The sequence below is a fragment of the Rhodoferax sp. LS1P39 genome (assembly GCF_056521425.1).
Genome location: NZ_JBWMAV010000001.1, coordinates 109427 through 128505, shown reverse-complemented (window position 1 = coordinate 128505; position 19079 = coordinate 109427). Strand labels below are relative to the sequence as shown.

At 65.4% G+C, this 19079-nt stretch carries 10 protein-coding genes; 8 read left to right on the top strand and 2 right to left on the bottom strand.

Annotation, left to right across the window (positions count from 1 at the left end; translation table 11 throughout):
- Positions 1–24: 24 nt before the first annotated feature.
- The 7 genes from glnA (at position 25) to AC097O_RS00420 (ending at position 17326) form a co-directional block, all read left to right on the top strand.
- A complete protein-coding gene (gene glnA, locus AC097O_RS00450; protein ID WP_315186806.1) occupies positions 25–1440 on the top strand; it encodes a type I glutamate--ammonia ligase in 1416 nt (471 codons plus the stop codon).
- Positions 1441–1601: 161 nt separating this feature from the next.
- Positions 1602–2102, top strand: coding sequence for a hypothetical protein (locus AC097O_RS00445; RefSeq protein ID WP_479590755.1), 501 nt, complete (start codon positions 1602–1604; stop codon positions 2100–2102).
- A complete protein-coding gene (glnL, locus tag AC097O_RS00440; protein ID WP_315186801.1) occupies positions 2102–3175 on the top strand; it encodes a nitrogen regulation protein NR(II) in 1074 nt (357 codons plus the stop codon). The genes AC097O_RS00445 and glnL overlap by 1 nt, the downstream gene beginning before the upstream one ends.
- A gap of 37 nt (positions 3176–3212) precedes the next feature.
- Positions 3213–4757, top strand: a complete 1545-nt coding sequence (ntrC, locus tag AC097O_RS00435) for a nitrogen regulation protein NR(I) (protein WP_479590752.1) — start codon at positions 3213–3215, stop codon at positions 4755–4757.
- A gap of 454 nt (positions 4758–5211) precedes the next feature.
- Positions 5212–7851 (top strand): putative bifunctional diguanylate cyclase/phosphodiesterase, encoded by a 2640-nt coding sequence (locus tag AC097O_RS00430; protein ID WP_479590750.1) that lies wholly within the window; start codon positions 5212–5214, stop codon positions 7849–7851.
- A gap of 140 nt (positions 7852–7991) precedes the next feature.
- Entirely contained in the window at positions 7992–9743 is a 1752-nt protein-coding gene (locus tag AC097O_RS00425; RefSeq protein WP_479590748.1) for a ShlB/FhaC/HecB family hemolysin secretion/activation protein, read from the top strand.
- An 11-nt stretch (positions 9744–9754) separates the two neighbouring features.
- On the top strand, positions 9755–17326 hold the full coding sequence (locus AC097O_RS00420; protein ID WP_479590746.1) for a YDG domain-containing protein: 7572 nt from the start codon (positions 9755–9757) through the stop codon (positions 17324–17326).
- 70 nt (positions 17327–17396) lie between these two features.
- Here the strand turns inward: AC097O_RS00420 and AC097O_RS00415 are convergent, their stop codons facing one another.
- Positions 17397–18167: an exodeoxyribonuclease III gene (locus AC097O_RS00415; protein WP_479590744.1), complete on the bottom strand. Its 771-nt coding sequence runs from the start codon at positions 18165–18167 to the stop codon at positions 17397–17399.
- A gap of 165 nt (positions 18168–18332) precedes the next feature.
- On the opposite strand from AC097O_RS00415, the gene AC097O_RS00410 reads away from it, so the two are divergent.
- Positions 18333–18773: a YXWGXW repeat-containing protein gene (locus tag AC097O_RS00410; RefSeq protein ID WP_479590742.1), complete on the top strand. Its 441-nt coding sequence runs from the start codon at positions 18333–18335 to the stop codon at positions 18771–18773.
- A 71-nt stretch (positions 18774–18844) separates the two neighbouring features.
- Here the strand turns inward: AC097O_RS00410 and AC097O_RS00405 are convergent, their stop codons facing one another.
- Entirely contained in the window at positions 18845–19063 is a 219-nt protein-coding gene (locus AC097O_RS00405; RefSeq protein WP_315186786.1) for a CsbD family protein, read from the bottom strand.
- Between the last annotated feature and the right edge of the window lie 16 nt (positions 19064–19079).

Below are 19079 nucleotides of genomic sequence, written 5' to 3'. Positions count from 1 at the left end.
CCAACCCCTACCAGGAGATTCTTGATGGCAAAGACCGTCGCTGACGTGATGAAGATGGTGAAAGAGAACGAAGTCAAGTTTGTTGACTTCCGCTTCACCGATACCCGTGGCAAAGAGCACCACGTGACCGTGCCGGTATCCCATTTCGACGAAGACAAGTTCATTTCGGGCCACGCGTTCGACGGTTCTTCCATCGCCGGCTGGAAGGGGATTGAAGCTTCGGACATGCAGCTCATGCCCGACCCCAACACCGCCAACATCGACCCGTTCTTCGAAGAAACGACGATGATCCTGACCTGCGACGTGATCGATCCCGCCGACGGCAAGCCGTACGAGCGCGATCCCCGTTCGCTGGCCAAGCGCGCCGAAGCCTACATGAAGGCCTCCGGCCTGGGCGACACGGCTTACTTCGGACCTGAGCCAGAATTCTTTGTCTTCGACAGCGTGCGTTGGGCCAACGACATGTCGGGCTGCTTCTTCAAGATCGACTCCGAAGAAGCCTCCTGGAACACCGGCAAGGAATACGAGCACGGCAACTCCGGCCACCGTCCTTCCGTCAAGGGCGGCTACTTCCCCGTGCCACCCGTGGACAGCTTCCAGGACATGCGCTCCGAGATGTGCCTGGTGCTCGAATCTCTGGGCATCCCGGTCGAAGTGCACCACCATGAAGTGGCCAACGCCGGTCAAATGGAACTGGGTACCAAGTTCAGCACGCTGATCGAGCGCGCCGACTGGGTCCAGCTGCAAAAGTACGTCATCCAGAACGTGGCGCACTCTTACGGCAAAACCGCCACTTTCATGCCCAAGCCTATCGTCGGCGACAACGGCTCCGGCATGCACGTGCACCAGTCCGTCTGGAAAGACGGCAAGAACCTGTTTGCTGGCGACAGCTATGCCGGTTTGAGCGAGTACGCCCTGTACTACATCGGCGGCATCATCAAGCACGCCCGTGCCCTGAACGCCATCACCAACCCCGGCACCAACAGCTACAAGCGCCTGGTGCCTGGCTACGAAGCCCCGGTGAAGCTGGCGTACTCGGCCAAGAACCGCTCGGCCTCAATCCGTATTCCTTTCGTGGCCAACCCCAAGGGCCGCCGCGTGGAAGCACGTTTCCCCGATCCACTGATGAACCCTTACCTCGGCTTTGCAGCCCTGTTGATGGCCGGTCTGGACGGCGTGGAAAACAAGATCCATCCGGGCGAAGCCGCCACCAAGGATCTCTACCATCTGCCTCCCGAAGAAGACAAGCTGATCCCCACCGTCTGCCACAGCCTGGACCAAGCACTCGAATGCCTGGACAAAGACCGTGCGTTCCTGACCAAGGGCGGCGTGTTCACCGACGCGTACATTGATGCGTACATCGAGCTGAAAATGACCGAAGTCACCCGCATGCGCATGGCGGCCCACCCGGTCGAGTTCGACATGTACTACTCGCTCTAAAAGCGACGGCCTTCGGAGGCGCAACTTTTTGCGACATCCCGGGCTCTCAAAAGGACGGCGCAAGCCGTCCTTTTTTCGTTACGGCTTATAGACCGCTGATAAACAGAGTACCGTTGCGCACTTCTCCTAGATCAAGCCCGGCAGGGCTTCACCTTTTACGCATGAAACACTTTTTTGGTCTGATTTTGGTATGGGCATCGGCCACCGTTTGGGCGCAGGACACGGCTGTCTACCGCTGCGGCAACGAATACACCAATGCCGTGCGGGATGCCAAAGATGCCAAGGCCCGGGGCTGCAAGCTGGTCGAAGGCGGCAACGTCACCATCATCCACAGCAAACCGCCAGGAACGGCATCTGCGCCCGTGCGTGCCCCCGTGCCCAGCGCCAGCCCGCGTAACGACGGTGCCGAGCAGCGCGCCCGCGACTCCGATGCCCGCATGATCCTCGAATCCGAGCTGCGCAAAGCCGAAGCCCGCCAGTCCGATCTGCTCAAAGAATTCAACGGCGGCGAGCCCGAAAAACAAGGCGGCGAGGCCCGCAACTACCAAAAATACCTGGACCGCGTGGCCGAGCTGAAAGCCAGCATCGCCCGCAACGAGGCCGACATGGCCGGTCTGCGCCGCGAGATTGCGCGCCTGCCCCCACCCCGCAGCACACAGTGATGACCAACCCCACCCACCCCTACATCACGCGCTTTCACGCGTTTGACCTGCTGGCCACCCTGGTGGCGGTACTGGGCAGCGACGGCGCGGTGCTGTTTGCCAACGCGGCCCTGGAAGATGCCCTGGGCACCTCGCGCCGCACCATCGAAGGCTCGCACTTTCCCGACTGCTTCACCGAGCCGCACATCCTGCAAAACGCGCTGGAAGGCGCGGGCAGCAACGAGTTTGCCGCGCTGCGCTACGACGCCTGGCTCAAGCGCCTGAACCACGAGCCGGTGCCGGTGCACGTGATCCTGGCGCAGACCGAGCGCCCTGGCGAGATCATCATCGAGCTGCTGCCGCAGGAGCAGCAGGCCAAGCAAGACCGCGAAGAGCGACTCATCGACCAGGCCCAGGCCAACAAGGAGCTGATCCGCAACCTGGCCCACGAGATCAAGAACCCGCTGGGCGGCATCCGCGGCGCGGCGCAGCTGCTGGAGATGGAGATCGAGTCGCGCGAGCTCATCGAGTACACCCAGGTCATCATCCACGAGGCCGACCGCCTGCAAAGCCTGGTTGACCGCCTGCTGGCCCCGCACCGCCGTCCGCACGTGGTGGGCGACGTGAACATCCACGAAATCTGCGAGCGCGTGCGCTCCCTGATCCTGGCCGAATTCCCGCGCGGGCTGCGCATCGAGCGCGAGTACGACGTGTCCATCCCCGAGTTCCGGGGTGACCGCGAACAGCTCATCCAGGCGGTGCTCAACGTGGCCCACAACGCCACCCAGGCGCTGGCCGAGCGCATTGCCGAGGGCGATGCCGAAATCACTTTCCGCAGCCGGATTGCACGCCAGGTCACATTTGGAAAGCAGCGTTACCGATTGGCACTGGAATTGCATGTCATCGACAACGGCCCGGGGGTTCCCGAGTCGATCAAGGACCGCATTTTTTACCCGCTGGTGTCGGGCAGGGAAGGCGGGTCCGGGCTGGGGCTGACGTTGGCGCAAACCTTTGTTCAGCAACACCACGGCTTGATCGAATGCGACAGTGTTCCGGGCCGCACGGATTTCAAATTACTCATACCCCTGCCTTGAAAAAACCAAGGCATCCTGACCCGAGGTGACCCCCACTATGAAGCCGATCTGGATAGTAGACGACGACCAATCCATCCGCTTTGTTCTGGAGAAAGCGCTACTGCGCGAAGACCTGCCGACCCGCAGCTTCACCAACCCGCGCGACGTGTTGACCGCGCTGGAATCCGCCACCGACGAAGACGGCCCGCAAATCCTGGTCAGCGACATCCGCATGCCCGGCGGCTCGGGCCTGGACCTGCTGGAGAAGGTCAAGCTCATGCATCCCGGCCTGCCGGTGATCATCATGACCGCCTTCTCCGACCTGGACAGCGCCGTCTCGGCCTTCCAGGGCGGCGCGTTCGAGTACCTGCCCAAGCCGTTCGACCTGCCCAAGGCGGTGGAGCTGATCCGCCGCGCGGTGGAAGAAAGCCAGCGCGAGGAAGTGGCCGAAGAGCGCATGGCCGGTGCCCCCGAAATGCTGGGCCAGGCCCCCGCCATGCAGGATGTGTTCCGCGCCATCGGTCGACTCAGCCAGAGCAACGTCACGGTGATGATCACCGGTGAATCCGGCTCCGGCAAAGAGCTGGTGGCCCGCGCACTGCACAAGCACTCACCGCGCGCCAATGGGCCGTTTGTAGCTATCAATACCGCAGCAATCCCGAAGGATTTGCTGGAGAGCGAGCTGTTCGGCCATGAGCGCGGTGCCTTCACCGGCGCGCAAACCATGCGCCGTGGCCGCTTCGAGCAGGCCGACGGCGGCACGCTGTTTCTCGACGAAATCGGCGACATGCCGTTCGATCTGCAAACCCGGCTGCTGCGGGTGCTGAGCGACGGGCACTTCTACCGTGTCGGCGGCCACAACGCCGTCAAGGCCCAGGTGCGCGTAATTGCCGCCACCCACCAGGACCTGGAGCAGCGCGTGCGCGACGGCGTGTTCCGCGAAGACTTGTTCCACCGCCTCAACGTCATCCGCCTGCGCCTGCCTGCGCTGCGCGAGCGGGTGGAAGACGTGCCCATGCTGACCCGGCACTTTTTGCAGCAAAGCGCAAAGCAGCTCGGCGTGGAGCCCAAGCGCATCTCGGATGCGGCACTGGCGCAGATTGCGTTGTTCCCGTTTCCCGGCAATGTGCGCCAACTCGAGAACCTGTGCCACTGGCTGACCGTGATGGCCCCGGCCCAGACCATCGAGCCCAAAGACCTGCCGCCCGATGTGCTGGGCGTGACCGTGCCACCCTCCAGCCTGGGCCACACCACGGCCACCCGCATCGTCGGCGTACCGCTGGCGCAGGCGGACATGGGCCCGCACACCGATGCTGAACCCGTGTTCCTGCCCGCCAGTGCCGAGCCGTTGCGCCCCGCAGATGCCCATGCCCACGCCCCGAGCGCACAGACCGGCTGGGAGCTGGGCCTGGAGGCCGAGGCGCTGGAGCTGCTGGCCAACGACCGGCACGACGTGTGGGACGTGCTGTCGCGCCGGTTCGAGTCCAAGCTGATCCTCACCGCCTTGCACAACACCCGCGGTCGGCGCATCGAAGCGGCGCAAAAGCTCGGCATTGGCCGCAACACCATTACCCGCAAGATCCAGGAGCTGGGTCTGGAATAGGGCCCGCCCCCTGGCCGGGGGGGCGTTGCTGGGGTGTTGGGGGTGTTTTTGGCTGTTTGCGCCCATGGAATGGGCGTGAGCAGCTATTGAATATATAGCTTGGCTGGCAGGTGCACCGGCCGGGCCGTGAGCCAGGTGTGGTGGCCTCGGTTCCACAATATCGATGAAATATTCTGCGAATATGTAACCGGTGCTACGCCATATTTCCTGCTAAAAATAGCCTGCAGCGCTTTATCCATAAGCGTGGGCAGCTATTTTTTTAGTAGCGCTTGTACCGGGTGGTCTTTACCACCTATTTTTTCCTTCGTACAAGTAATGCATACTAAAGTCAGCCTCATTTGTAACAATATGCCTATTGGTGGCGCGCCTCTGTGCGTCTTTGGGGGGTGGCTGTAGCGTGGTCTTGAGCGCGCGCGGGCTCCTTCGCGTGTGCTTTCGGTAGGAGACCGTATCCATGGTTGTTTATCTGGCCCAGGACGTGGCTTGGATGTTGGTGTTGGGTGTGATGCAGTGTCTGCATGTGCGTTTGTGGCATGAGCGGCGTCGCGCGGGCCAGGTGGCCACCGGCCTGCTGTTTGGCGTGGTGTGCGTGCTGGGCATGGCCGAGCCGTACATGCCGATGCCCGGCGTTGCCGTGGACGGCAGCTCGGTGGTGATGGGAATCCTCGGGCTGTTTGGCGGTCTGTTGTCGGCCAGCGTGGCGCTGGTGGTGGTGGGGATTTTCCACCTGTGGCAGGGTTCGCCGCAGGTGGTGACGGTGCTGGCGGTCTTGCTGGTGAGTGTGGGCCTGGGTCTGCTGTACCGCCGTGCCGTGGCCAGCGCGCATCTGCGCACGGATGTGCCCTCGCTGCTGGTGTTCGGCCTGGTGCTGCAGCTGTGCCAGATTGGATTCCTGGCCCTGTCGCCCTTGGACCCCAAAGCCACGGTGTCGACCGCCATTGCGCTGATTCTGGTGTTTACCCCTGCCACGCTGCTGCTGGCCATGGTGCTGCAGGAAGGGCAGCGCCGTGACGTGCTGGATATGGCGTTGCGCGAGTCCGAAGCCCGCTTTCGCACGCTGATCAAGGACATTCCCGGCGTGTCGGTGCAAGCCTATGCGCCCGACGGCACCACCCGCTACTGGAACAAGGCCTCTGAACGGCTCTACGGCTTTACCGCCGAGGAAGCCCTGGGCCGCAATTTGCGCGACCTGATCATCCCACCCCCGATGCGCGAGGGCGTGCGCCAGGCGATGGCGCAGATGTTTGCGACCCGCGACGCGATTCCTGCGGGCGAGTTGGTGCTGCAACACAAGGATGGCAGCCGCGTGCCGGTGTTCTCCAGCCATGCATACGTGCAGGCCCCGGGGCGCTCGCCGGAGATGTTTTGCGTGGACATTGACCTGTCGGCCCGCTACCGCGCCGAGGCCGAGCTGGCCATCGCCGCCACCGCCTTCGATGCCCAGGAGGGGGTGGTGGTGACCGACCCCGAACAGCGCATCCTGCGCGTCAACAAGGCCTTTACCCAGAGCCTGGGCTACAGCGATGCCGAAGCCCTGGGCAAGACGCTGGCGCTGTTCAAATCCGAGCGCGATACCGAGGTGTACTTCGTGGCCATCCAGCAGGCGCTGCGGCGCACCGGCAAATGGGCCGGTGAAATCTGGAGTCGGCGCAAAAACGGCGAGGTGTTTCCGCAGTGGGTCAACATCAACGCGGTGTACGACGTGGAGGGCGAGGTCAGCTACTTTGTGGCCACGCTGTCCGACATCACCCTGCGCAAAGCCGCCGAGGACCAGATCCGCCAGCTGGCTTTTTTCGACCCCCTGACCGAGCTGCCGAACCGCCGCCTGCTGATGGACCGGTTGCAGCGCGCGCTTTCCTCCAGCGAGCGCAACAAGCGCACCGGGGCCTTGCTGTTCATCGACCTGGACAACTTCAAAACCCTCAACGACACCCGCGGCCACGACCAGGGCGACCAGCTGCTGCGCCAGGCGGCCAAGCGCCTGTCCGGCTGTATCCGCGACTGCGACACCGTGGCCCGGCTGGGTGGCGACGAGTTTCTGGTGGTACTGGAGAACCTGGACGGTAACTTTGAGGTGGCCGCAGCCGATGTGCGCGCCGTGGGCGAGAAGATCGTGGCCGCGCTGAACCAGCCCTACCAGTTGGGCGACTTCGACTTCAACAGCACGGCCAGCGTCGGGGTGGCGTTGTACAGCGGCATGAGCCTGTCCATGGACGAGCTGCTCAAGCAGGCCGACCTGGCCATGTACCAGGCCAAAGCGGCTGGGCGCAACGGCCTGCGGTTTTTTGACCCCGCCATGCAGGCCGTGGTCAACGCCCGTGCCGCGCTGGAGGCCGACCTGCGCCTGGCCATCGCCCAGCGGCAGTTCGAGCTGCATTACCAACCCCAGGTGGACGGGCAGGGCGGTGTGATCGGGGCCGAGGCCTTGCTGCGCTGGCCGCACCCGGTGCGTGGCATGGTGTCACCGGCCAGCTTCATCCCGCTGGCCGAGGACACCGGCCACATTCTGCCGCTGGGCAACTGGGTGCTGGAGACGGCCTGCAAGCAACTGGTGCAATGGGCGCAGCAGCCACTGCTGGAGCCGCTGGTGCTGGCGGTCAACGTCAGCGCCCGGCAGTTCCGCGAAACCCAGTTCGTCGACGGTGTGCTGGCCCTGTTGGCCGCCACCGGTGCCAACCCGAAGCGGCTCAAGCTGGAGCTCACCGAGAGCATGCTGATCGACAACCTGGAAGAAATGGTGGGCAAGATGGCCGCCCTGCAGGCCCATGGCATTGGCCTGTCGCTGGACGACTTTGGCACCGGCTATTCCTCGCTGTCCTACCTCAAGCGTCTGCCGCTGGACCAGCTCAAGATCGACCAGTCGTTTGTGCGCGACGTGCTCACCGACACCAGCGATGCCGCCATTGCCCGCACCGTGGTGGCCCTGGCCAACAACCTGGGCCTGGGCGTGTTGGCCGAAGGTGTGGAAACCCTGGCGCAAAAAGAGTTTCTGGCCCAGTGTGGCTGCCATGCCTACCAGGGTTTTCTGTTCAGCCGGGCCTTGCCGGTAGCGCAATTTGTGGAATTTGTGCAGCGCTCGCTGGCGACGCGATAGCGCGCCCCGCACCAAAAACTACATTCTGTTTGCATACAAATAGTTACTCTTTTCAGAGGTAAATGCTATGTGACGATATGTGTCGATTGTGATTTTTTTGCTATATTGGCGTTTAGTTTGTATACAAATTAGGCGTGGATATGAACAAAACCTTCGCTTTCGCCACCCTGTTCCTGGGCACCATCCCCCCGCTGTGGGCCCAGACCGCGACAGTTCCACCCCCCAACGCCGGTACGCTGCTGGAGCAGCAGCGCCGACTCGGCCCACCGGCGCTACCGCAGGCCCCCGGGCCCGGCGTTCTGCCTGCGGCCCCGGTGCCACCCGGTACGGATATCGGGGCCAGCAGGCTCACGACCGTACTGCGCTTCCAGGTCGATGGCAGCACCCTGGTAGAGTCCGCCGCCATCCAAAACGTCCTCTCGCCCTGGCTCAACCGCCCGGTTAGCCTGGCCGATCTGCGCCAGGCCACCGCCGCGGTGGAAGACCTGTACCGCCGGCGCGGCTGGCTCGCGCGCGTGAGCCTGCCGGGCCAGGACATCACCGACGGCACGGTGCGCTTCGCCGTCACCGAAAGCCGCCTGGGGCGCATCGTGCTGCAACCGGGCGATACCCCTCTGGGGCCTGCCCTCACCGCCCGGGTCCAGGCGCTGCTGCAATACCACCTGCCTGCGGGCCAGCCGCTGCGCCTCCCGGCGCTGGAGCGCGCCCTGCTGCTGGCCGACGACATCCCCGGCGTGCGCGTCAACGGCAGCCTGCAGGCCAGCGACACCCCGGGCAGCACCGATGTGGTCGTGGCCCTGCGCCCCAGCGCGCCGTACCGGGTGGAGGCCAGCCTGGACAACGGCGGCAACCGCGCCACCGGCAGCGCACGCGCCACCGCCCAACTCAGCCTGCTGTCGCCCCTGGGCCAGGGCGAACAGATCAACCTGGGCGGCAGCGTCAGCCGCGGTAGCCAGTACCTCAGCCTGGGCGGCACCCTGCCCGTGGGGCCCCAGGGTTGGCGGGTCGCCGCCGCCGCCAGCCTGCTGCGTTACCAGGTGCTGGATGCGCGCAACACCACCACCGGCCTGCCGCCCGAAGGCGGTAGCACCAGCTTCGGTGCCAGTGCCCAGTACCCGCTGGTGCGCACCGCCTTGGCCCACTGGCTGTTCTCCGCAGGCTGGGTCCAGACCCGCTTGCACAACCGCGACGACAACCAGACCTTGGGCTTCCTGGACACCGCCAGCCGCGCCCGCAGCCGCGCCATGCAACTCGGCCTGGTGGGCAACCAGTTCGACCGGCTCGGTGGCGGCGGCGCCAACAGCGCCAGCCTGGTGCTCACCCATGGCCGCCTCAGCCTGGACGGCTCGCCCATCCAGTTCGCCGATGCCTCTACCGTCGCCACCCAAGGCGGCTTCAGCAAGCTGCGCTGGAGCGCCAGCCGCCTGCAAACCTTGACCCCCAGCCTGTCGCTGCTGGGCTCGGCCACCGGCCAGTTCGCCAGCACCAACCTCGACCCCTCCGAGAAGCTCTACCTCGGCGGCATGAACGGCGTGCGCGCCTACCCCAACGCCGAAGGCGGCGGCAGCACCGGCACCCAATTCAGCCTGGACCTGCGCCAGGAGCTCAGCGCCCAGTGGCAGGCCAGCGCCTTCTACGACTGGGGCCAGGTCCAGCAGTACAAGCACAACCGCTACGCCAGCAGCAGCGCCACGCCGCTGCTGGCCCACAACCGTGTCAGCCTGCAAGGCGCCGGCCTGGCCCTCACCTGGCGGGGACCGCACGGCACCCATATACAAGGCACCTGGGCCCACCGCATCGGCAGCAACCCGCTGGCCACCCCCAGCGGGGCCGACACCGACGGCAGCCTGCACAAGAACCGCTTTTGGCTCCACGCCAGCATCGCTTTCTGAGGGCACACACCATGAACCACATCTACCAACTCGTCTGGAATGCCCTGCACCAAGCCTGGGTGGCGGTATCGGAAGTGGCCAGCGGCCTGGGCCGCCGCAGCAACCGAACCACCACTGACCAGCGGCGCAGGCAAGGTGCGGTACCGGTGCGGTTTACTATCAAAAAAGTAGCTGCTTGTGCTTATGCCATAAGCACGGGGGGGCTATTTCTTATAAATCCGGCCCAGGTGTCGGCCCAGACCCCAGCCCCCACTACCTTGCCCCAGGGCGGCGTGGTCACCCAGGGCGCGGCCACCTTGCAAGGCGCAGGCAGCAGCAGCGCCCCGGTGTTGAACGTCAACCAGACCAGCCAGCGCGCGGTGATTAACTGGAATACTTTCAACCTCGGGTCAGCGGCCACCGTCAACTTCAACCAGCCCAATGCGCAAAGCGCTACCCTGAACCGCGTGCTGGACATGAACCCCAGCCAGATCTTTGGCCGCATCAACGCCCCCGGCCAGGTCACCCTGGTCAACCCGGCGGGCGTGTACTTCAGCCCCAGCACCGTGCTCGACGTAGGCGCGCTCACCGCCACCAGCATGAACCAGACCGATGCCGACTTCATGGCGGGCACGGCCCGCTTTAGCCGCAATGGGGCCACCGGCAGCGTGGTCAACGAGGGCACGCTCACCGCCGCCCAGACCATTGCCTTGCTGGCCCCCGAGGTGCGCAACCAGGGCACCATCACCGCCAGCGCGGTGGCCATGGCGGCGGGCGAAACTATCCAGTTGAACTTTGATGCCTTCAGCCGCCTGGCCAGCCTCAGCGTCACGCCCAGCCAGATCAAGGCCCTGGTGGAGAACCGCACCGCTGTGCTGGCCCCGGGCGGGCAGATCATCCTCAGCGCCACGGCCCTGCGCGGCCTGCAGGCCAGCGTCATCAACAGCGGCCAGATAGAGGCCAGCAGCCTGACGGCCCAGGGTGGGCGCATCGTGCTGGAGGGCGACAACATCAGCTTGCTGGCCGGTAGCAGCCTGAACGCCCGCGGGGCCACCGGCGGCGGCACGGTGCTGGTGGGCGGCGACTGGCAGGGTAGCGGCAGCATGGCCCAGGCCACCACGGTGGCGATGGCGCAGGGTGCCAGCATCGATGCCAGTGCCACCCAGAGCGGCATTGGTGGCACAGTGGTGCTGTGGAGCGATGTGCACAACGCCAACAGCGTCACCACCGTCAACGGCCGCATTACGGCCAGCGGTGTGGCTGCGGGCGGGCAGGTGGAAACCTCGGGCCACACGGTGGTGATGGACACCGCCCAGGTGCAGGCGGGCGGGCAAGCGCAGGCCGGGCTGTGGCTGATCGACCCCTACAACTACACCATCGGTGCAGGCCAGGCCGCCACCATCAGCGCCAGCCTGAGCGCGGGCACCAGCGTGACGGTGGACACGTCCGTCGATGTGCCCGCCACCGGCTCCAGCGGTGTCAACACCGACCCGGGCGATATCAACGTCAACGCCAACATCAGCAAGACCGGCGGTGTGGACACCACGCTGACCCTGCGGGCGCACAACGACATCGTGGTGGCCTCGAACGTGGCCATCAGCGCCAGCACCAACCGGCTGAACGTGGTGTTCAACAGCGACCTGGACGGCAGCGGGGCCGGGGCGATTGTGATGAACACCGGCTCCAGCATCACCAGCAACGGCGGCAATATCACCCTGGGCGGCGGTGTGGCGGGTGATGGTTCGGGCAGTGCGCGCGGCAGCGTGGCCAACACGGACGGCATCGCGCTGAACGGGGCTGCGCTCAACGCCGGTGGGGGCAATGTGGCCCTGCGCGGCATAGGTGCCGACGACAGCTATGGCATTGACCTCAGGGGCAGCAGCACTCTGACCACCAGCGGGGCCGGTACGGTTACTCTCATAGGCACGGGCGGTGCGGGCACTGCCAATGCCGATGTGGGTGTCAATATCGATTCATCCACCGTCAGCACAGCCAGTGGGGCGATCACCGTCAATGGAACGGGTGGGGCCAGCACGGGCGACTTGCAAGACGGTGTGTGGGTGGGTGGCAGTGCACAAGTGACCACCACGGGCGGCCATATCAACCTCACGGGCGCGGGCGGTGGCAGCGGCAGTGTGTCCGACAGCAACGATGGGGTGCATGTGGCGGGCACGGCGCTGGTCAGCGCGGGCGGCGCAGGTAACCTGACGATTGTCGGTGCCGGGGGCAACGGCACCGATGGCGATTCAGATGGGGTGGCGCTCTTTACCGGTGCCACGCTGCAAACCGCCTCGGGTACCCTCAGCATCACGGGTGCTGGAGGCAGCGGCACCAGGGTCAATTACGGCATCTACATACCCGGCGGTACCGTGCAAACCACCGCGGGCGGCAACATCCAGATGACGGGCGTAGCAACGCCTGGCAGCAATGATGCCCACGGCGTGCATGTGGGCGCGGGGCAGGTAAGAGCCACCGGCGGCGGCAATATCGCCTTGACCGGAACCGCCGGGGGGGGCACCGCTGCGCGGGGTGTCCGTCTGACCAATGCTGCAGCCATCAGCACCACGGCAGGCACCGTCCAGATCCTGGGCGCGCTGGTCGGCGGTGCCACGGGTGCATCGAACGCGGTTTTTTTCGACGGCAGCAGTTCGGTCACCGCCAATGGGGCCATCAGCATCCAGGGCGACGCGCTGGGGCAAGCGGGCGCTGTGGGCGTGAGGCTGGGGACCAGCTCCATCAGCACCAGCAACAACCAACCCATCACCGTGACGACCGACAGCTACGCCGGTAACGGCACCGAGAGCTTGTCGGCGGGTACTGGCACTGTGAACATCCGCAACCTCACCGCAGGCACGCAGATCAACCTGGGCGGAGCCGATGTGTTGACCGGCAGCCCGCTCACGCTGGGCCTGAGCGATGCCGAGCTGGACCGCATCACCGCTGGTACGCTGGTGATTGGCCGCACCGGGGCCACGGCTTCGGGTGACATGACCATCAGCGCCGCCGTTTCGCCTGCGCTGGCGCGTGACCTGACGTTGCAGGCCGGGGGCGATATTGTGGCCAACGCCAGCACCGGCATTACCACCCTGGCCAATGGCAACGTGGTGCTGAACAGCGATGCCGATGGCAGCGGTGTCGGGGCCATCCACCTCGATAGCGGCATCAGCAGCAACGGCGGCAACATCACCCTGGGCGGTGGCGTGGCAGGCGATGGGTCGGGCAATGCCATCGGCAGCAGCACCCGGACGACTGGGGTGCGGATATCCGGTGCTTCGCTGAATGCGGGAACGGGCAACATCAGCATGCGCGGCGTGGGCAGCACCAATCCTGCTGTCCAGAACTATGGCGTGCACCTGTTCGGCAACAGCCAGGCCGTGTCCAGTGGCGGCAATATCTCGCTGGTGGGAACGGGCGGCGGCACCGTGGGTAGCGACAACGACGGGGTGCGCATCGGCGACGCGACCGTGCGCACCACGGGCAATGGCACCGTGGCCATCCAGGGCACGGGGGGCTTTGGCGCGGCGGGCAACTCCGACGGGGTGGTCATTTACAGCGCGCTCGGCCTGGTCGAGACGGCCAACGGCAGCCTCAGCATCACGGGCACCGGCAACGGCCCGGGGCCGGACAGCGATGGCATCTACCTGCAACGCCCCACGCTGCGCAGTGGCGCGGGCAACATCACGCTCAGCGGTACCGGCGGCTTGTCGGGTGCGTCCGACGGCGTGGCGATCACCCAGAACAGCCAGGTGCTGGCCACGGCGGGTGGCAACATCGCCATCACCGGTACCGGCGGTGGCGGCCCGGGCGCGGTGGCTGGCGGCGTGTACGTGGCAAGCAGCACCGTCGATGCAGTAGCTGGCAGTGTGGCGATTGCGGGCACCTTGGCAAGCGGTTCCCCCGCCAACAGCAATGCCGTCGAGGTCGGAAACGCAGCGAGCATCCATGCGGCTGGCGCACTCAGCCTGACCGGCAATGCCAACGGCCAGGCGAATGCATTGGGGGTGTTTTTAGGCGGGTCGGCCAGCCTGTCCACCAGTAACGCCAGCCCGCTCACCATCACCACCGACAGCTACGGCAGCGGCGGCTCCGAAAATGTGTCGGCCGGCACGGGCACGGTCACCGTGCAAAACCGCACCGCAGGCACCCGCATCGACCTGGGCGGGGCCGACGTGCTGACCGGCAGCCCGCTCACCCTGGGCCTGAGCGCGGCCCAGCTGGCCCGCATCACCGCCGGTACGCTGGTGGTGGGCCGCAACGATGCCACTGCAGCCGGGGCCATGACGGTGGCCAGCGCCGTGGCTCCCTCGCTGGCCACCAACGTCATCCTCAAAACCGGCTCCACCATCGCCATCAACGCCCCCATCACCGTCAACAACACCCTGACGCTCAACGCCCTGGGCAATGTGAGCCAGACGGTGGGCGGCCATATTGCCGCCACCAATTTGCTGCTCAACGGCCCCGGCAACTACGCACTGGCCACCGCCAGTTCCAATGCCGTAAGTGTGCTTGCCGTTACAGGGGCGGGCGTAGTCAGCTATCAAAACAGTAGTGCGATGCAGATTGGCAGTGTGGACGGTGTGAATGGCATCAACGCCAGCGGGCCGGTGTATATCGGCACCGCCAGCGGTGACCTGACCGTTGCGCGCAGCGTGGCCACCGCGGATGCCAGCAGCAGCGCCGTGCTGCTCAACGCCGGGGTGGCCAGCGCAGCGGGCACCGCCAGCGGCGGCAACCTGGTCTTCAGTGGCAGCCCCGCCATCACCACCGGCAGCGGCGGGCGCACCACCCTGATGACCGGGTCGGTGGCAGGCAGCACCGGGCTGACGGCTTTTGTCGGGCCGGGCAGCGGGCGTTTCCGCTACAACAGCGACGAAGTCACCACCAACTACACCACCCCCCTGGCCAGCGGTGCCTACGCCATCTACCGCGAGGCCCCCACGGTGGACCTGGCCACTGGCAGCGTCGGCATCACCTATGGCGATGCCGTGCCCGGCCTGAGCGCCACGGCCACCGGGGCGGTGAATGGCGACGTTCTGGGTGCAAGCGTGGCGGTGGGCGGCGCGCAATCGGGCTCGCTGAACTACACCGCAGGCAGCCACACCCTGACGCCTGGCAGCGCCGCCGCCCTGGCCCTGGGTTACACCGTCGGCACCGTCACCACGGGTACCTTGAGCGTGGCGCAAAAGACGCTGACCAGCAGCCTGGTCGGCATCGACCGCGACTACGACGGCAGCACCACGGCCACCGTCACCGCCGCCCCCGGCGGCCTGACCGGTGGCGACTCGGTCATGGTGGCCTACACGGCTGCCAACTTTGACGATAAGCACGTGGGCACGGGCAAAGACATCACCGTCAGCGGCATCAGCCTGGTGGGGGCCGATGCGCTCAACTACGCCATTGCCAGTACCGGCAGCGCCAGTGCCAGCATCTCACCGGCCGGACTGATGGTCACGGCACCCACCGTCAACAAGACCTACGACGGCACCACCAATGCCACGGGCAACGCCATCGTGGGTGCGCTGGCGGGTAGCGCCGCCGGTGAGCAGGTGGGCCTGGCCGCCACGCTGGCCTATACCGACAAGAACGTGGGCCTGGGCAACAAGACCACGCGTGCTGCGGGCCTGACCGTGGTGGACAGCAGCGGTGCCGATGTCACCGCCAACTATGTGCTGACCTATGTGGACAATACGGTCAGCAGCATCACCCCGGCACCGCTCACCGTCACGGCCAATGCCGATGCCAGCTTCGTCGGCGTGCCCGATGTGCCGGGCTACTATGGTGCCCATTACGACGGTTTGGTCGGTGGCGAAACCCCTGGCGTGCTCGGCGGCACCCTGGCCATCACCCGGCCCAATGCCGCCACCGACACGGCCGTAGGCACCTACGCCGGGGCCTTGGTGCCCAGCGGACTGGTCTCGGGCAACTACACCATTACCTATGCCTCCGGCACCTACACCATCGTGCCCGCCAACGAGTTGTTGGTGAAGCTGACCAATACCAGCACGGTCTACGGCAGCACGCCCACGCTGAACGTCACCAGCGTGCAGTACCTGGCGGCCGATGGCACCACCATCCTGAACCTCTCTGGCAGCGGCGTGGGTAACACCTATAACTACGCTGATGGTGCCGGCGGCAGCATCACCTTCACCCCCGGCCCGCAGGGGGCGGGCAGCAGCGGCGCGGGCAAGACCCCGGTGGGCAACTACGCCCTGGCCGACGCGGCACCTACCGTGGTGGGCAGCAATTTCGTCGGTAGCCCGGTGTTCGTCGGTAACTTGGCGGTCACCCCCAAGCCCGTTACGCCCACTATTGCGGGAGTCAGCAGAACCTATAACGGCACGACCGACATGGCGGGCCTGGCGCTGGACACGGCGGGCCGGGAGGCGGGTGACAGCCTGCTGGTGAACGGCAGCGGCGCGTTTGGGCACCGGAACGTGGGCAACAACCTGAACTATGTGGTGCGCGATATCGCCCTGGCCGGTGGCGATGCGGGCAACTACTACCTGGCGGGCAGCAATATCCTGGCAGGCAGCGATGGCAGCATCACCCCGGCACCTCTGACCCTGTCGACCAGTGACGTGGTCAAAACCTATGATGGCACCACCAGCGCCCTGGGCAGCGCAGTGGTGACCGGCGGCACGCTGTTTGGTGCCGACAGCCTGGTGGGCGGCAGCTTTGCCTTCACCGACAAGAACGCGGGCCTGGGCAACAAGACCGTGACCACTGCAGGCGTGGTGGTGGCCGACGGCAACGGTGGCAACAACTACACCGTGGGCTACGCCAACAACACCACCAGCACCATCACACCCGCGTCCATCACCGTGGCCACCAGCAGTGTCAGCAAACCCTTTGATGGCACCACCAGTGCCCAGGGCACGGCGGTGGTGGCGGGCGGGAGCCTGTTTGGCACCGACCGCCTCATCGGCGGAACATTTGCGTTTACCGATCCGAATGTGGGCAACAACAAAACCGTACTCACCTCGGGCGTGCAGATCGACGATGGCAATGGCGGGGGCAACTACACCATTACCTATGCCAGCAACGGCACCAGCAGCATCGTGGTGCCCGGTGTACCGCCAGCAGGGGTGTGGACCAAAGAGATTTTGCTGCCCCACCCCCAGATGGTGTCTGCGTCGCCGTTGGCACCGGCCCACAGTGCGCTGGAAGGGGTCGCCGGGGGGGCTTTGGCCCAGGGATGGCCCCGGGGGGATGGCGCGGCACGGGGCGCGGCGGGCTGTGTGGGCACGTCCCGCACCGGCCCGGACTGCGACCGCCGCGATGGCCCCCATGGGTACGTGGTCGTGACCCCGGTACGCAATGTGTCGCCCGTGTTGGCCGGGCAGGTGCTGGTGCAGGTGGTTGGCATGCGCAACGCCACGTTCGAGGCGGCTCTGCCGCTGCAGGCCAGCACCAGTTTGCGGGCCCAGCCCACACTGGCCACGGCCGCACTGCCCAATGGTCAGCCGCTGCCCGCGTGGCTGCGCTTCGACCCGCAAAGCCTGGCATTTACCGCGCAGGCCGTGCCTGCCAACGCCCTGCCGTTGACCACGCTGGTACGGTCCAATAACTACCGCGTCGAAGTGGAGATCTCCGAGGTCCGCTGAGCTGCAGTATGGATTTACAAACTTTTTAGGCCTCTGGCGCTTATGGTATCGGCGTGAGAAGCTATGAAAGTTATAGTGAATCGAGGGTGACCACCACCGGGGCGTGGTCGCTGGGGCGCTCGTTCTTGCGCGGGGTGGTGTCGATGCTGCAAGCAGTAACCCGTGGTTTGAGTGCCGGGCTGACCAGGATATGGTCGATGCGCATGCCCCGGTTGCGCCGAAAGCCGAAGTCGCGGTAATCCCACCACGAATAGCATTTGGGCGGCTGGGGAAACAGGCGGTGCGTGTCGGTCAGGCCCAGGCCCACCAGGGCCTGCAGGTGGTAGCGCTCCTCGTCGGTGCAGTGGATGGTGTCCTTCAGGCCCACCGGGTCCCACACGTCGGCATCGTCGAAGGTGATGTTGTAGTCGCCCATCAGCACCAGCTGCGGGTGCACCACCAGTTCGGCCTTGACCCAGTCGCGCAGGGCTTTGAGCCAGTGCATCTTGTAGTCGAACTTTTCGCTGCCGGGCTCCTGGCCATTCGGAAAGTACGCGCCGATGACGCGCACGCCGTTAACGGTGCCGGTAATCACCCGGGCCAGGTCGTCGCTGAAGCCGGGGATGTTTTTCACCACGTCGGTGGCCGCCGTCTTGCTGAGCAGGGCCACACCGTTGTAAGTCTTCTGGCCAAACCACTGCGCCTGGTAGCCCGCCTCGGCAAAGGCCGCGTGCGGGAACTTGTCGTCGGTCATCTTGGTTTCCTGCAGCGCCAGCACATCGACCGGGTTGGCCGCCAGCCAGTCCACAACCTGGGGCAGGCGTACGGTGAGAGAGTTGACGTTCCAGGTGGCAAATTGCATGGTGTGTGTGGTGTGAAATAAAGAGGTTCCAGGCCGCCTGCGCGGTGGCCGGAGCGTGCAATTTTGCACGCTGTTGCATGTCTAGGGGAGCGGCCCTGTCATCCACCCAGGTCTGCGCGGCGTTAGGCTTGCATCTGTTGCTATTTCAACCCACTACATTCCACCATGAAACTTATTCCCCTCTTTCTCTCTGCAGTGGTGGCTACCGCCGCCCTCTCGACGGCCCAGGCCCAGGTGTCGGTCAACATCACCATTCCCGGTCTGGTGCAGATTGCGCCGCCTGCGCCACGCATGGAGCAGATGCCGGGCCCCAGGGTAGGCAAGGTATGGGTGCCAGGCAGTTGGCAATGGAATGGGCGCGACTACGCCTGGCGTGTCGGCTATTGGCAAGCAGCGCGCCAAGACTACAACTTTACCCCGGGCCGCTGGATCCGTGCCGATGGTGGCTGGCGCTGGGTGGACGGCAGCTGGCGGCGTGCCGAGCGCCGCGAGGAGCGTCGTGACGACCGGCACGACGACCGGCATGAACGGCGCGAAGATCGCCGCGACGACCGCCATGGCCATGGCCACTGCCCCCCGGGCCAGGCCAAAAAAGGCAATTGCTAACCCCAAGCCAAAAAGCCCCGACCACCTGCGAAGGTGGTCGGGGCTTTTTTTATGGTCAAACCAGAATCGGACTACTTGAACCAGGCGTCGTCATTGGCCTTCTTTTCCCAGGCAGACAGCTGCTTTTCGGCTTCGTCTTTGGCAATGCCGTAGCGTTCCTGGATCTTGCCTGCGAGCTGGTCGCGCTTACCGGCGATGACATCGAGGTCGTCGTCGGTCAGTTTGCCCCATTGCTCTTTGGCTTTGCCGGTGGCCTGTTTCCAGTTTCCTTGGATGGTGTCCCAGTTCATGGCGGTCTCCTTGCAG

Excerpts from the sequence above, each read along its gene's own strand:
- AC097O_RS00425 (WP_479590748.1), top strand. The coding sequence starts at position 7,992 with ATGAACAAAACCTTCGCTTTCGCCACCCTGTTCCTGGGCACCATCCCC.
- AC097O_RS00405 (WP_315186786.1), bottom strand. The coding sequence starts at position 19,063 with ATGAACTGGGACACCATCCAAGGAAACTGGAAACAGGCCACCGGCAAA.
- AC097O_RS00410 (WP_479590742.1), top strand. The coding sequence starts at position 18,333 with ATGAAACTTATTCCCCTCTTTCTCTCTGCAGTGGTGGCTACCGCCGCC.
- AC097O_RS00420 (WP_479590746.1), top strand. The coding sequence starts at position 9,755 with ATGAACCACATCTACCAACTCGTCTGGAATGCCCTGCACCAAGCCTGG.
- glnA (WP_315186806.1), top strand. The coding sequence starts at position 25 with ATGGCAAAGACCGTCGCTGACGTGATGAAGATGGTGAAAGAGAACGAA.
- AC097O_RS00430 (WP_479590750.1), top strand. The coding sequence starts at position 5,212 with ATGGTTGTTTATCTGGCCCAGGACGTGGCTTGGATGTTGGTGTTGGGT.
- AC097O_RS00445 (WP_479590755.1), top strand. The coding sequence starts at position 1,602 with ATGAAACACTTTTTTGGTCTGATTTTGGTATGGGCATCGGCCACCGTT.
- AC097O_RS00415 (WP_479590744.1), bottom strand. The coding sequence starts at position 18,167 with ATGCAATTTGCCACCTGGAACGTCAACTCTCTCACCGTACGCCTGCCC.
- ntrC (WP_479590752.1), top strand. The coding sequence starts at position 3,213 with ATGAAGCCGATCTGGATAGTAGACGACGACCAATCCATCCGCTTTGTT.
- glnL (WP_315186801.1), top strand. The coding sequence starts at position 2,102 with ATGACCAACCCCACCCACCCCTACATCACGCGCTTTCACGCGTTTGAC.